11 protein-coding genes are annotated in these 14,821 nt (G+C 39.7%); 3 read left to right on the top strand and 8 right to left on the bottom strand.

Annotated elements, in window-relative coordinates; all coding sequences use genetic code 11:
• Positions 1 to 282: 282 nt before the first annotated feature.
• Complete coding sequence (locus H5118_RS08665) at positions 283 to 3,615, top strand: MHYT domain-containing protein (RefSeq protein ID WP_182748517.1); 3,333 nt, start codon at positions 283 to 285, stop codon at positions 3,613 to 3,615.
• Between the two features lie 3 nt (positions 3,616 to 3,618).
• The gene (locus H5118_RS08660) at positions 3,619 to 4,611 is read left to right on the top strand and encodes a two-component system response regulator (protein WP_002961438.1); all 993 of its coding nucleotides are present in this window, start codon (positions 3,619 to 3,621) and stop codon (positions 4,609 to 4,611) included.
• Here the strand turns inward: H5118_RS08660 and H5118_RS08655 are convergent.
• Positions 4,608 to 5,048: a VOC family protein gene (locus tag H5118_RS08655; RefSeq protein WP_182748515.1), complete on the bottom strand. Its 441-nt coding sequence runs from the start codon at positions 5,046 to 5,048 to the stop codon at positions 4,608 to 4,610. The genes H5118_RS08660 and H5118_RS08655 overlap by 4 nt on opposite strands.
• Entirely contained in the window at positions 5,041 to 5,706 is a 666-nt protein-coding gene (locus H5118_RS08650; protein ID WP_182748513.1) for an HD domain-containing protein, read from the bottom strand. Before H5118_RS08650 ends, H5118_RS08655 begins: the two co-directional genes overlap by 8 nt.
• A gap of 140 nt (positions 5,707 to 5,846) precedes the next feature.
• Between H5118_RS08650 and H5118_RS08645 the strand changes: the two genes are divergently transcribed.
• Positions 5,847 to 7,037, top strand: coding sequence for a class I SAM-dependent methyltransferase (locus tag H5118_RS08645; protein WP_182748511.1), 1,191 nt, complete (start codon positions 5,847 to 5,849; stop codon positions 7,035 to 7,037).
• 30 nt (positions 7,038 to 7,067) lie between these two features.
• Here H5118_RS08645 and H5118_RS08640 read toward each other — a convergent pair whose 3' ends face one another.
• The 6 genes from H5118_RS08640 to pgl all read right to left on the bottom strand — a co-directional run bounded on the left by H5118_RS08640 (position 7,068) and on the right by pgl (position 14,821).
• Positions 7,068 to 7,364, bottom strand: a complete 297-nt coding sequence (locus H5118_RS08640) for a PilZ domain-containing protein (RefSeq protein WP_024597619.1) — start codon at positions 7,362 to 7,364, stop codon at positions 7,068 to 7,070.
• A gap of 9 nt (positions 7,365 to 7,373) precedes the next feature.
• Positions 7,374 to 7,754: a PleD family two-component system response regulator gene (locus tag H5118_RS08635; protein WP_024597850.1), complete on the bottom strand. Its 381-nt coding sequence runs from the start codon at positions 7,752 to 7,754 to the stop codon at positions 7,374 to 7,376.
• A gap of 75 nt (positions 7,755 to 7,829) precedes the next feature.
• Positions 7,830 to 11,717: an ATP-dependent RNA helicase HrpA gene (hrpA, locus tag H5118_RS08630; RefSeq protein WP_182748509.1), complete on the bottom strand. Its 3,888-nt coding sequence runs from the start codon at positions 11,715 to 11,717 to the stop codon at positions 7,830 to 7,832.
• 194 nt (positions 11,718 to 11,911) lie between these two features.
• Positions 11,912 to 12,943 carry an isoaspartyl peptidase/L-asparaginase family protein gene (locus tag H5118_RS08625; RefSeq protein WP_138489342.1) on the bottom strand — a complete coding sequence of 344 codons (1,032 nt, stop codon included), beginning with the start codon at positions 12,941 to 12,943 and terminating at the stop codon, positions 11,912 to 11,914.
• A gap of 126 nt (positions 12,944 to 13,069) precedes the next feature.
• Entirely contained in the window at positions 13,070 to 13,774 is a 705-nt protein-coding gene (locus H5118_RS08620) for a SapC family protein (RefSeq protein ID WP_024597622.1), read from the bottom strand.
• A 336-nt stretch (positions 13,775 to 14,110) separates the two neighbouring features.
• The gene (gene pgl, locus H5118_RS08615; protein WP_182748507.1) at positions 14,111 to 14,821 is read right to left on the bottom strand and encodes a 6-phosphogluconolactonase; all 711 of its coding nucleotides are present in this window, start codon (positions 14,819 to 14,821) and stop codon (positions 14,111 to 14,113) included.

The following is a 14,821-nucleotide window of genomic DNA, read 5'->3' as shown; positions in this document are numbered from 1 at the left end:
CTAATAAAACCAAATAAAGTGTAATTTTCGCTTAGTTAAGCCAATTCATTATTTTCTTAAGGTTACTCGATAGAAACTTAAATATGACCATATAAATCTAACTTAGTCCTGTGTCAGGCAATACATTAGAATAAAAAACACCAACTAAAAAACTAATCCCTGATAAATAAAAGAAAACTAAAAGTAATAAATTCGTTATTTTATTCACTTCATTGAATTAACGGTTTATTTATTAATTAATTAGATTAAACTTGATAAATAAAGATTATATTTTGAGCCATTATGTTATCAGCTTTTTTTATCACAGACCAAGATCCTAGCTTAATCATTAATGGCGTTTACGATCCTCTATTAGTTTCAATGTCATTGCTGATTGCTATTTTTGCAGCCTTTTTCACCATTCGACTTATAGATCTCGCAAAAGAAACTCAATTTCCCAGCTACCAACGTTTAGCAAATGTGACCGCTGCTACTGTTTTTTCGGCTGGTATTTGGAGTATGCACTTTATTGGTATGCTTGCCTTTTCACTGTGTACTAATATTGATTATGATCCAACAATCACTCTCCTTTCTTTTATACCAGCATTTATAGCATGTCAGTACGCTGTATCAATGCTAGTAAATAGTAAAGGGAATCTAAAAGTATTGTCGATTTGCTCTGTGTTACTAGGAGCCGGCATTGGCACTATGCATTATAGCGGCATGGCTGCAATGGACCTTGCTCCTTTACTTAGATATGATCCATTGATTTTTGCGTTATCAATCATTGTTGCTGTAGCCCTCTCCTTTATAGCCCTTTACAGTCGCTTTAATCTTGAGCGTTTTTTACCCTCTTTATCACCTCTTCAAAATAACTCAATTAGCGCTGTTATTTTAGGGTGTGCTGTTGCTGGTATGCACTACATGGGTATGGCCGCTACACGTTTTGTAGCTACATCGCCACTAATCTATGATGATGCTAATGCAACCGCAGGACTAACTTTTATCGCCATTGCAGTCGCCACAGCAACTATCGCGATTACAAGCGTGGTTGGTGTAATAAATGGTATGGTTCGCTATCGCATGCTACTTGAGGAGAAGTCGGCAAAAGAATCCCGTCTAAATGCTATTTTAGGCACCGCTATAGATGGCATTGTTACCATTGACCATACTGGTATTATTTTAAGTTTTAATGAAGCTGCAAGTAAAATTTTTGGCTGGCAAGAAAACCAAGTTCAAGGCAAAAACGTAAAAATGCTGATGGACGATAACATTGCCAAGCACCACGACGAATACCTCTTAAACGCTCACAATGTTGATCTAGGTAAAATAATAGGCATAAACCGTGATGTATATGCAAAACACATGAACGGACATGTTTTTCCTATTCGCTTAGGTATAGGCGAAGTAAATCAGCCGGGCCATAACCCTTTATATGTTGGCTTTATTACCGACTTGACCGAACAACGCGCTTTGCAACAAAGTTTAGAAGAGAAAGAACAAAAATACCGCTCTCTTATCGATAACATGCCCGGAGTCGCGTTTAGATGCAAGTTTGATGACAACTGGACTATGTTATTTATTAGTCCAAATATAATTGAGCTTACAGGGTATAACCCAAATGAGTTTACAGAGCATTGTATCGAGTTTAATGACTTGGTCTTGAAATCAGACCAAAAACAAATAGTTGATGAAGTCACTAAAGCTGTTGATGCAAAGTCTCAATATTCTATTGAATACCGAATTAGACATAGAAATGGCAAAATTTTGTGGTTGTTAGATAAAGGGAGTATCGACTTTGATGCTCAAGGCAACCCAAAGTGGATTGATGGTGTTTTAGTCGATATTACTGAACGCAAAGAATATGAAGAAAAACTAGAGCAAGCTAAATTTAAAGCTGAAGAAGCTGCTCATGCAAAGCAATCTTTTATGGCTAATATGAGCCATGAAATACGCACCCCAATGAATTCTATAATAGGTTTTAGCGATCTATTAATGGATACCCCACTTGATCAAGAACAACAAAAGCACTTGGTTACCGTAAATAATGCAGCGCGTTCATTGCTAAGATTGTTAAATGAAATTCTCGATTCTGCAAAACTAGAACGCGGTAAGCTCACCATTGAGCCAGCCCACTTTAGCTTAAAACCAGTGATAGACAGTATTATTTCTACTTTTTGGTTAGAGGCTAAAAAGAAAGATTTAGAACTTAAACTCCATATTAAAGAATCAGTAAGTTCTACGTACTACGGTGACCCAGATCGACTCAGACAAGTACTCACTAATCTAATTGGTAACGCGATTAAATTCACCGAAGAAGGCTCTGTTACGGTCACCGTTGGCATGACACAAAATCAGCATCTGTTTTTTGAAGTGCAAGATACCGGAATTGGTATTGCAAAAGATCGTATTCAAGCTGTATTTCAACCTTTTGAACAAGCCGATGGCACTACTACCCGCCGCTTTGGTGGTACAGGCCTTGGTACAACTATAAGTAAACAACTTGTAGAGCTTATGGGCGGAACAATAAACTTAGTAAGTGAGCTAGGTAAAGGCACCTGTTTTTACTTTTCATTGCCGCTTACTTTAGGTGACGAATCTAAAATTGATTATTTTGATGGTCTACACACCCAACTGCCTGCACTTAGAGTGCTAGTAGTTGATGATATAGAGCAAAATACAGAACTACTGTCTTTGCTTCTGTCACGCGATCAGCATTCAGTTACCAAAGCGTCAAACGGACTTGAAGCGATTAAAGTATTTGAAGAGCAATACTTTGATGTCATCTTAATGGATATACATATGCCATTGTGTGATGGCATACAAGCAGCACAAAAAATAAGAGCAATAGAAAACCAAAGGCAGCTTAAGTACACGCCAATTATCGCGCTCACAGCAAGCGTATTACAGCAAGATAAGCTTACGGCTAAAAAAGCAGGCATGAATGGCTTTGCCAATAAACCCGTCGATATAAATCAGCTTAACCAAGAAATAGCGCAAGTGCTGGGGCTTGGTATTGCAAAAGAAATGGTTATATCGCAAAGCGATCCTAAAGCGCAGCATATAGATTTTGAAAAAGGATTAGCACTTTGGGGTTCTAAGTGTAAGCAACTTACAGAGATTACTAAGTTTGTTAGTGATAGTGATAAGCGGTTTGAGAGATTATTTAATGATAAATTATCAAACATAAAAGATGTCGATAGCCTCATTCACACACTCAAAGGTGTTGCTGGTAACTTAGGGCTAACAACGTTAATGAAGTTATTAACCGATTTAGAGCACAAGCAAAGTGATGCTAAAGTTATTAGTCTTTTAGACGATATCAAAAACGAACTACTTATTATAACGCAACTGCTGTCATCAAATACTTGCGATGAGCCAAATAGCAAGCCTGAGGATAATAGCTCAGACACTCTATCAATAGATGAGATTAAGCAATTGTGTGAAACACTTCATCAAGATGCGCAAAACGCAGAATTAAATGATGAACTACTCGCAAAGTTGCAACGCGGCGCACCTTCTACCTTTCAAAATGAAGTTGATGATATAGCCGAAGCCTTTGATGAATTTGATTTTGATAAAGCACACGTAATACTAGAAACCTTAATTGAAAAACTAACAAACAATGAGTATTAATTAATGGATTTTACGACAGATAGGCCACGGGTATTAATTGTTGACGATGAGCCTGCAAATCTAAAAGTAATGCGCGAAGTGTTAGGTAATCAATATCGTATGTCGTTTGCTAAATCGGGTGATGCCGCACTAGCACTACTTGAAAAAGAGCTACCTAAGCTAATTTTGCTCGACATAATGATGCCAGATATGAATGGCTTTGAAGTGTGCCAAATAGTTAAGAGAAATCCTAAAACATCACACATCCCAATTATTTTTGTAACTGCGCTTGGCGATGAAAGCGATGAATACAAAGGTTTTGAGTTAGGCGCAGTAGATTATATTACTAAACCAATAAGCCCTGCCATTGTAAGAGCAAGGGTTAATACTCACTTGTCGCTAGTACAAGCAGAGCAATTAAAGCAAGCTCATGTAGATTTAGTAGAACGTCTAGGCCGTGCAGCGGAATATAAAGACACCGACACGGGTGAACATATAGTGCGCATGAGCCAATACAGTAAAGTATTAGCGTTAGCACTAGGTATGGATGAACAACGAGCAGAACTTTTACGTCAAGCCGCCCCAATGCACGATGTAGGAAAAATAGGTATCCCTGACGCTATCCTACTCAAACCTGGAAAGTTAACCTCTGAAGAGTTTGATCATATGAAAGAACACGCCACCATTGGCGCGCAAATTTTAGCAAACTCATCATCTCCTTTACTACAACTTGCGCATACACTTGCAATTGAACACCACGAAAAATGGGATGGCTCAGGCTATCCTAACGGGATCAAAGGCGAAGAAATATCAGTTGAAGGTAGAATTGTTGCTATAGCTGACGTATTTGATGCACTTACCTCAAAACGCCCTTACAAAGAGGCTTGGAGCGTAGAGAAAACAGTTTTGCATATGCAAGAGCAAGCAGGAACTCATTTCGATCCCGCTCTAATCGAGCTATTAGTAAAAAACTTAGACGATATTATTGCTATAAAAAATGCAAATCAAGAAAGCTAATTCTTTTTAGCACTGTGAGAGCCAAGCTCAACATTTGGGTAACAAGATTTTATATAACGATAGTCATGTGACGTAATTTCATGGCTATTGCCACTTTCATCTTTAAAGTACATAGAAAACGTTACACCATGATCTGCTAAAACTACTTTTATATTTAAACTCTCAAGATGAATACGCCATTGAATAAATTGATCCCCTGAGGCTAAAAATGCAATCCCTTTACTGCGCCCCTCTCCTTCAAACAATGCTAAACGAGTGGTTGAACAAGCATCTTTAAGCGTTAAAGGGCCTCGCCCATGCTCATTCCAAAAGGCAAGCTCTGGCACTACGCTAAAACCTAAAACCTGTTCATACCACTTAACGGCATTAGCTAAGTTATCAACATTTAAATGGCAATGATCAATGCCTGATAATTTCGGTATGCTTGTATTATTCACGTTTCTCACCAATTTCTGACTTTAATTGCTCTAAAAACTCATGCATATACCTTGTTCGTCTATTCGCCTCTGCTTTAGCTGATGGGGTATTCATACTATCGGCAATATGTAATAACTTTATGAAAAAATGATCAAGCGTGTATGTTTTATCATCAGCCTCGCGTTCAACACAAAAAGGGTCATTTGGGTTATATAATAACCGAGAAATTGAGCCACCAACTTTCATGCATCGGCTAACGCCAATAGCGCCCAACGCATCCATTCTGTCGGCGTCTTGTACTATTTGCGCTTCAACTGTTTTAATTTTTATATTTGCGCTGAAGCTATGCGCTGCAATTGCATGATGAATCTCATCAAAAAGTGACTCGTCATAATTAATCGATTTTAAAAACTCCAATGCCTTATCAGCTGCCATAGTAGAGGCTTTTGCACGATCAGGGTGGTTTTTAGCCACCGCCACACAGTCGTGCATCCACGCTGCAGGTAATACTACTGACATGTTTGCCTGCTCCGCATTACATAACTGTATTGCAACACGCACCACTCGCTCTATATGAGTAATGTCATGAGCAACATCAGCATGCACTAAAGAGGCGATAAACCCTCTACATTGTGAGTTAAGTATTTCTAAATCAGGGCTTAAAGCGACGTCAGACAAAGTTAGGTTCCAAAAAGCTAATTAATCAATGAATTATCCGTACTTTACCGTGCTTTATGCCCCCCTTGCAAAACATTCATTGTATGTTGCTCCTTGCTTGACTAAAATACAGCGCTTATTTATTACTACTGAGAAGCCTTATGTCATCTGCCGTTTACCTACAAGCTGGTCGCGATAAATCATTAAAAAGAAAACACCCTTGGTTATTTTCAAAAGCCATCAAAAAAATTAAAGGTAAACCTGGATTAGGCGACACAGTAACGATTCACGACAGCGAAGGTAAGTTTTTAGCAACTGCTGCGTATAGCCCTCACTCACAAATTCGTGCACGTGTTTGGAGCTTTGACGAAAAAGAAGTCATCGATCAACACTTTTTTGAACGCCGTTTACGTCGCTCATTAGAAGCCCGTAGCCAAGTTATTGAAGAAGGCGGATTAACAGGGTTTCGCTTATGTGCTGCTGAGTCTGATTACTTACCAGGCGTTACAATAGATAAGTTTGACAACGTATTAGTGTGCCAGCTATTAAGCGCCGGTGCCGAGCGCCATAAAGGCGAGATTGTAGGCGCATTGATGTCTATTTTCCCCGGCTCTAGCATATATGAGCGTTCTGACGTAGATGTACGTACCAAAGAAGGCTTAGAACCAATTAAAGGCGCACTTTGGGGGAATGAACCAAAAGAGCCTGTGCTTATTGAAGAAAACGGCTTAAAAATCGAAGTTGATATAATTGAAGGTCACAAAACAGGATTTTACTTAGATCAGCGTGACAGCCGTGCTGCACTTGAGCGCTTCTCAAAAGGTAAAACTGTCCTTAACTGCTTTAGTTACACAGGTACATTCTCGTTGTATGCCCTGCGTGGTGGATGTGAGCATGTAACTAACGTAGATGTATCGCAACCCGCTTTAGATACAGCAAAACGTAATGTTGAGCATAATAACTTAGATTTAAACAAAGTGAGCTTTGTTAAGCAGGATGTATTTAAATTATTACGCCAATACCGCGACGAAGGTAGACAGTTTGATACCATCGTAATGGACCCACCAAAATTTGCTGATAATAAAGCGCAGCTAACGGGCGCGTGTCGTGGCTATAAAGATATCAACATGATTGCCATGCAAATACTAAAACCAGGCGGAACACTATTAACATTCTCATGCTCTGGTTTAATGGAACAAAACCTGTTTCAAAAAGTAGTAGCCGATGCAGCACTTGATGCAGGTAAAGACCTAATGATAATGGAGCGATTAAACCAGGCAGCTGATCATCCAATTGCTGGCAGCTACCCTGAAGGCTTTTACTTAAAAGGCTTAATCTGTAAGGTTTTTTAATATCTACTATTGAGTTTAACTGAATTCGATTTAGTTAAACTCAATGATTTCAAGACCTGCTGTTACCGTGCCATCATCTTCTTTGCTGGCACGTATTACTTTTGCAGTTGCATTTAAAGGCGCAATACTTGGATGAGTCGAATCAATGTTCACCGTCAGTAAGGTATTAGGTTCAAGCAATTCATCTAAATGAATTGATAAACCTGTTGCACTTAAATCCACGCACTCTGCGGCAAAACTTAAACCCGCTATTGGTTCTATCGTTGTCAAATTTGCAGGAGTGTTAATCTGCATGCGTCTAAAATTTCGCTTATCATCAGTAAACATATGTTACCTCTAAACAACCGTGTTAATTTCTTCCAACAAAGCACCCACTGAAAATGGCTTTACAACATACGCGTTACAACCAGCATCAAACCCTGCTTGTTTTTCAGATGGGGACTCTAGGCCCGATACCATAACAACAGGAATATTTTTTGTTTCAGGTGTGTGCTTTAGCATTCGGCATGTATCATAACCATCAAGACCAGGCATACAAACATCAAGCAAAATTATATCTGGCGGACTCGCAATTGCTGACGCAAGGCAGCTTTGCCCTGAATCTGCGTAACTAACATCAAATTTCGACGCTAGTGCGGCTTTGAGCATTTCAAAATTAAAATACTCGTCATCTACCACTAAAAGTCGCTTTGTTTTATGTTCAATCGATGAGGACATAACTATGTCGCTTCCTTTTCAAAACAAAAATAAATCCTTCTATTAAGGTACTAAGCTTAATAGAAAATGCAAGTTTTATTCTATCTCTTTTATCGCATTAAGTACCCGCTTGGCTGAAATTGGGTAAGGCGTTCCTAGTGTTTGAGCAAATAGCGACACTCTAAGCTCCTGTTGCATCCAGAAAATAGCGGTTACCTCTTGTGGTATAGGTAACCCTTTAGGCGTTTTATTAACTACTTTTTTATACTCTTGCGCAACTTTATCTAGCTCTAGTACGCATAACCTATCACGATTTGGATCCACAGGCAGCTTTTCTAAACGTTTTTGAATCGCTTTTAAATAACGAATTAAATCCGCTATTTTATCTGCGCCATGCGCGCTCACAAAACCTTTAAATATAAGTGACTCAAGCTGTGACTTAATATCGCCGTGCGCAGTTATCATGGTTAAATCAACGCGCCCTTTCATTTTTTTATGCAGGGCATGAGCAATACTTAATACTTGCTCAACTTGCGTTGCAATCGATACAACGGCATCGCCCAGCTCACCGCGTATTTGCTCTTTTACTGTTTCAAATGCTTTTTCGTCGCGTATATCACCGTGTTTTACTAATAAGCTATCAACACCTGCGGCAATACAGTCATCAATTAAATCAGCTATTTTACCAAATGGGTTAAAGTACAAACCCAGCTTTGCCTTATTCGGTAAGTTTTGTTGTAAGTACTTAATTGGCGATGGCACATTTAATAGTACTAAACGGCGCAAACCTTGTTGATGTGCTTGCTGCGCTTTTGCTTCGCTATCAAAAAGCTCCACTGCAGCGGCTGATTTTTTATCCACCAGCGCAGGGTATGCTTTTATCTCATATTGACCTTGTTTTTTAACGTATGAAGCGGGTAACTCACCAAAGTCCCATTGTGTTAGGTCTGACTTTTCAATGCCTTTATCGGCTACTTTAGACAGTGTTTCGGTTACTTCACCTTGCAGCTCTGCTTTGATCTTGGCTAAATCAAGTCCTCGTGCAAGTAACTTATCGCTCTCATCACGTACTTCAAACTGTAATCGTAAATGCGGTGCAAGCGCGGTTAAATCCCATGCCTCTGGATCAACTTTTACACCTGTCATTCTTAATAAACGCGTGGCTAAAGCATCAATTAAGCTCCCTTGCATTGGCTCAATAGCTGCCAGCACTGCATCAGCATAGTTTGGTGCTGGCACAAAATTACGACGAAGCGATTTAGGCAATGACTTTATAAGCCCACTTATTAGCTCATGCCTAAATGCTGGTATGTGCCAGTCAAAACCACTTTCTTGCACTTGATTCAACAGCGCGACCGGTATTTGTACCGCAACGCCATCAACTGCTTGGCCTGGATCGAAATGATAAGCAAGCGGCAATATAATATTGTCTTGCTGCCATGTGTCAGGGTAGTCAAACTCAGTGATATTACTTGCACCATGCTGCATTAGCTCTTCACGAGTCATGTGTAGGTAATGCTTATTTTGTTGTTTTTGTGTTTTATACCATTTTAAAAATGCAGCGCGGTTATTAATTTCTTTGGGTATTTTTTTATCGTAAAACTCAAATAACGTTTGCTCATCAACTAAAATATCACGACGACGTGACTTATTTTCCAGAACTTGAATATCTTCTATTAGCTCACGGTTAAACGCTAAAAAGCCCTCGTTTAAGCCCAGTTCTTGCTCAACTAATGCAGTGCGTACAAAAAGCTCTCGACTCACTTTAGGGTCTATGTTGCTATAAACACAGCGGCGTTTATTTACAATAAGTAAGCCATATAAAGTTTGCTGCTCAAACGCGATTACCGCACCTGGTTTTTTCTCCCAATGAGGTTCTGTGTAACTACGTTTTACTAAGTGCTGTGCTAATGGCTCTACCCAGTTAATGTCTATTTTTGCATTTGTGCGGGCATATAACTTACTTGTCTCTACCAACTCCGCCGACATGATCCATTTGGGGCTCTTTTTAAATAAACCTGAACCTGGAAAAATATGAAACTGACTATTACGTGCCCCTTTGTATATTTGTTTTTCATCTTTAAAGCCAATATGGCTTAGCATCCCGCTTAACAACGCTTTGTGAACAAGTTCGCCATCAGCCGCTTGGCTGGTGGCTTTCATGCCCATTTCGTTACACACAGTACTTATTTGATAAACAATATCTTGCCATTCACGCAGGCGCATATAGGCTAAGAAGTCTTTTTGACACAGCTTTCTAAATTGGCTATTAGTCAGCTCGCTTTGCTGCTCTTCTAAGTAATTCCATAAGTTTAAAAAAGCGATAAAATCAGAATCTGGATCGTCAAAACGACCGTGTTTTTCATTGGCAGCAGCACGTTTTTCTTGTGGACGTTCACGTGGGTCTTGAATAGACAACGCCGCCACAATAATAATCACTTCACGCAATGCGCCAAGTTTATGGGCTGTTAGCACCATTTTTGCTAAACGTGGGTCAACGGGTAATCGACTAAGCTCCCTGCCCGATTGAGTTAGGCTGGTTTTACTATCGCGTTTAGCTGGTTTTACCGCTTGTAGTTCTTCAAGCAATGTTAGGCCATCATTAATATTGCGGCTATCTGGCGCTTGTACAAACGGAAATTGCGCCATATCCCCAAGCCCTAGCGCCAACATTTGTAAAATAACAGATGCAAGGTTAGTACGCAGTATTTCAGGGTCGGTAAACTCTGGACGTGATAAAAAATCATCCTCAGAGTACAACCTGATACAAATACCCGCTTCAACACGTCCACAACGACCCATACGCTGATTAGCACTTGCTTGTGATATAGGCTCTATTGGTAAGCGCTGTACTTTTGTACGGTAGCTGTAGCGACTTATACGCGCAGTACCTGGGTCTATTACATAACGAATACCTGGCACGGTGAGTGACGTTTCGGCTACGTTAGTCGATAAAATAATATGACGACGAGAATGCGGCGCAAATATACGGTTTTGCTCTGCGTTGGATAAACGCGAGTAAAGTGGCAATACATCGGTGTGTTTTAAATTACGCTTGCTAAGTGCATCTGCGGTATCGCGTATTTCACGCTCACCATTTAAAAATATGAGAATATCGCCAGGGCCTTCAGCACACAGCTCATCAACGGCATCAAAAATACCTTGTAGCTGATCGCCTTCCGCTTCCATATCATCTTTATTAATATCAGTAATAGGGTTGTAGCGCACATCAACAGGGAAAGTACGACCCGATACTTCTATAATGGGCGCATCATCAAAGTGCTTTGAAAAGCGCTCAGGATCAATAGTCGCTGAGGTAATTATTATTTTTAAATCAGGGCGTTTTGGAAGCAGGTTTTTTAAGTAACCTAAAATAAAATCAATATTTAAACTACGCTCATGCGCTTCATCAATAATAATCGTGTCGTATTGATTTAAAAAACGGTCTTGCTGAATTTCAGCCAGCAAAATACCGTCAGTCATTAATTTAATATACGTATTATTAGATACCTGATCGCTAAAACGAATTTTAAAGCCAACTTGCTGGCCAAGTTCACACTTCATTTCTTCAGCAATACGGTTAGCTACCGTTCGCGCTGCTAATCGGCGTGGTTGCGTATGACCAATTAAACCATCAACGCCACGACCAAGCTCTAAACACATTTTAGGTATTTGCGTTGTTTTACCTGAGCCCGTCTCACCGGCAATAATCACCACTTGGTTATTCGCAATGGCGTCTTTAATTAATTCCTTTTTTTGACTTACCGGCAATTGCTCAGGGTAAGTCACTTTAGGGAGGCCAGCTAAGCGCTTATCGCGTAATTCTTGGCTACGGGTTATATCAGCCGCTATTTTTTCAAGCGCGTTGGCATGCTTGTTTTCATCCGTTATTTTTTTTACGCCATGTAAGCGTTTTTTGAAAATGAATTGATCTTTTTTTAAGCACGTTTTTAGCTCGCCAAACAACTGACCTAGGTTTACCACCCGCATACCTTATAAAATTAGTTAAAGAGCCGTAATTGTATCAAATTAAACGGCTGGGGTTAATCCTACAAAATGCATAACGCGGGGTTGTTTGTTATATAAACGCTGCTATTGAACTAAACTATGAATAATAAATTTATTTTAAACAATTATTTTCAGGGCTAACTACATTGAATAAATTAAATGACGTTGGCTTATTCGTCACTAAAAATGCCCACGTAGGTCGCTTGCGTATTCGATTTACTTGCCCGATACATGCCAGAGGTATTAAACGGTAAGCTAATATTACCCTTTGTATCAATAATAATTACGCCGCCAGTGCCACCAATAGGCTTAAGCACACCGTTTATAACTTCATCCCCTGCCTCAGCAATGGTTTTACCTTGGTACTTAACTCGCGCACATATATCGCTTGCTACGTTATAGCGAATAAAGTATTCACCATGCCCTGTTGCCGATACCGCGCACGATTCATTTTCAGCAAATGTTCCGGCCCCAATTACCGGCGCATCCCCCACACGACCATAACGTTTTGCGGTCATACCACCTGTTGATGTACCTGCCGCTAAATTACCATTTTTATCAAGCGCCACTGCCCCAACCGTGCCCATTTTGTAAGAGTTAGGTAATGCTTTGTGCGCGGCTTGGTACTCTTTACTGGTTGCTTTGGCTTTATCTAATTTTTGTTTTGCTTTTAAAAGCGCTTTGTAACGAGGCTCGGTATCAAATAAGTTATTTTCGACAAGCTCAACACCTTGCTCTTTAGCAAACTCTTCAGCGCCTTGCCCACTAAGCATTACGTGTACAGAGTTATCCATTACCAAACGCGCTAAGTTAATTGGGCTCTCAATATGCTTTACACCCGCAACTGCGCCTGCTTCACGGTTTCGACCATCCATTATGGATGCATCAAGCTCATGCCCGCCATCGTAGGTGTATACCGCTCCACGCCCTGCATTAAAATAAGGGGATTGCTCTAATACTGCAATTGCTGCAGTCACCGCATCTAAACTTTCACCGCCTTGGTGTAATACTTTATAACCTGTCTCTACTGCTTGCGTTAATTTTGCCCGATACTCTTTTTCTTGAGCGGGTGTAAATCGTGCTTTTTCAATTGTCCCTGCCCCACCATGAATCGCAATGGCAAAAGGAGTCTCTGCAGCTAATGCACTATTGCTTAAAGCAACAAGGCTGCTCGCAAAAATGGCTAATAATGGTGTTTTCATAATGAGTTCTTTTATGGGGAAGTTATAAACTAATGTGAATGGTTACGGACTTAATTTCAACTAAAGTGAGTTTAATGGCATAAAAAAGCGCCTTAAGGCGCTTTTTAAAATTTTACGTGCTTGTAATTAAGCTTGTTTAGCTTTTAAACGCGCTAAACGTGCTACTTGGTGAGTAGACGTTAAGAAAGAGTAAATTGGTGCTAAGTAACCACGTTTACGAAGCTCTAAGAAATCAGCATCGCTTAACTCATTTAGTTTTTTCTCATCGATAAGGTAAATACCGTTGATGTCTTTTTTCTCGCCTTTAATGTCTACTGTTAGCGTTTGCGCAATTAGTAGCTCTTTATCAGCAAGGAATTTAGTGAACGCTTCAGTTACTTGAGAAAACTCAATAAATGATACTAGCGCTTCTTTACGACGTTTTAGGTAATCTGTTTCTTCGCCGTTTTCAAATAATGCATTACCTTCGTCTTCACCAACAAGCGCACTTGCTTCGTCAATTACGATACCGTATTGATCTTGATCTGGGTGTTTAACTAAACCCAGTGGGTAACGAGTAGATGCCATAGGTGCAAATGCTGCAGTCCATTTACCATCTTCTACAAAAAGGTTTTCGCCTGGCTCTAAGCCAAACATAGCAACTGCTTGAAAAGTTCCGGTTTCGTTATTTTTAACGAATGACATTGGAAACTCGTTTGCTACACGTGCAAACTCATGTGCAACTACTGGCACTAAGTGTTGAGTTTTCATGAATTCTACATTGATGCCGTTTTGAATTTTAGTGTTGGCATGTTTTTCGTTGTGTAAAGGCTGTACTTGTTGCTCCGCCATGTTACTGCTCCGTTTATTTTAATTTATATGTTTCATTGTTAATGCCTTTAGGCTAATGCTTTTGAGCTAAAAAAGGAAGGGAAACTTTTATGACAACAACCATGAAAAAATAAAATTTAACTAAATCTGAACGTTGCTAAAAAACATACAGCTCAAACTCATAAATTTTGTTCAAAAACAACACACCTCATGGTTAATTTTAATACAAACCAAAGTTATTCATTAACATTGGTTAACAGTTCAAAGCTATTTTTTTGCAGTGTTTAGGCTTAAATTTAAGCAAATAAAAAAGGCCGCTTATATAAGCGGCCTTTAAAAGTTAAATTGGCATCTAAATTAAGGCGCCCAATATACTTCAATATTGATACTTGGGTGATTAAGCACAGCGCGCAGTGGCATGTCATTAACATCGCCTCCCGCTTTTGCTTGCTTATAAACAGCCAGTTTCTCTTCACCACTAATTAAAAGCTTAACGACTTTAGATTGCGCAATGGCATTTAAAGTAAGTGTCATTCTCTCGGTAATACTACCGGTTACTTCACTTTGTATCGCGTTAATTGCACATACTGTGTAAGCAGTTGTTAACCCGTACTCTAAACCTTCTGCATTTGGGAATAACGATGCAGTGTGGCCATCTGGACCCATTCCTAAAATAGTCACATCATATGGCGTTTTTAACGCACTGTATGCTGCGTCACATACTCGCCAGCCTTGCTGTGCGGTTGCCGCTTCGTTTTTCATGGTAATAAAGTTAGCTGCGCTACCGTAGTTTTGTAATAACGTACTTTTAATAAAAGCTTCGTTACTTTTTTCATGGTTTGGATCTACCCAACGCTCATCAACCATAGCAACATCAACATGTTGCCAATCTAAATCAAGCGTTGATAAATGCTTATAAGCGGGCGCAGGAGACGAGCCGCCCGACACCATTAATACAGCACGGCCATCGTTTTTAATGCCATCACGTAATGATTGCTCAAGCGTTGCAGAAAGCTCAGCTGTTAACGCGTCTTTATCGTCAAAAAACTTTTCAACTAATGTTGCCAT

It is taken from the genome of Pseudoalteromonas sp. SR41-1 (genome assembly GCF_014164015.1).
GTDB lineage: Bacteria > Pseudomonadota > Gammaproteobacteria > Enterobacterales > Alteromonadaceae > Pseudoalteromonas > Pseudoalteromonas distincta.
Note: the sequence above shows the minus strand (reverse complement) of the source record. Positions and strands in the feature narration are given on the sequence as shown.

What these genes read in the sequence shown, in the direction of transcription:
- H5118_RS08665 (WP_182748517.1), top strand. Translation starts at nt 283, where the DNA reads ATGTTATCAGCTTTTTTTATCACAGACCAAGATCCTAGCTTAATCATT.
- H5118_RS08660 (WP_002961438.1), top strand. Translation starts at nt 3,619, where the DNA reads ATGGATTTTACGACAGATAGGCCACGGGTATTAATTGTTGACGATGAG.
- H5118_RS08645 (WP_182748511.1), top strand. Translation starts at nt 5,847, where the DNA reads ATGTCATCTGCCGTTTACCTACAAGCTGGTCGCGATAAATCATTAAAA.
- H5118_RS08640 (WP_024597619.1), bottom strand. Translation starts at nt 7,364, where the DNA reads ATGTTTACTGATGATAAGCGAAATTTTAGACGCATGCAGATTAACACT.
- H5118_RS08635 (WP_024597850.1), bottom strand. Translation starts at nt 7,754, where the DNA reads ATGTCCTCATCGATTGAACATAAAACAAAGCGACTTTTAGTGGTAGAT.
- H5118_RS08625 (WP_138489342.1), bottom strand. Translation starts at nt 12,943, where the DNA reads ATGAAAACACCATTATTAGCCATTTTTGCGAGCAGCCTTGTTGCTTTA.
- H5118_RS08620 (WP_024597622.1), bottom strand. Translation starts at nt 13,774, where the DNA reads ATGGCGGAGCAACAAGTACAGCCTTTACACAACGAAAAACATGCCAAC.
- pgl (WP_182748507.1), bottom strand. Translation starts at nt 14,821, where the DNA reads ATGGCAACATTAGTTGAAAAGTTTTTTGACGATAAAGACGCGTTAACA.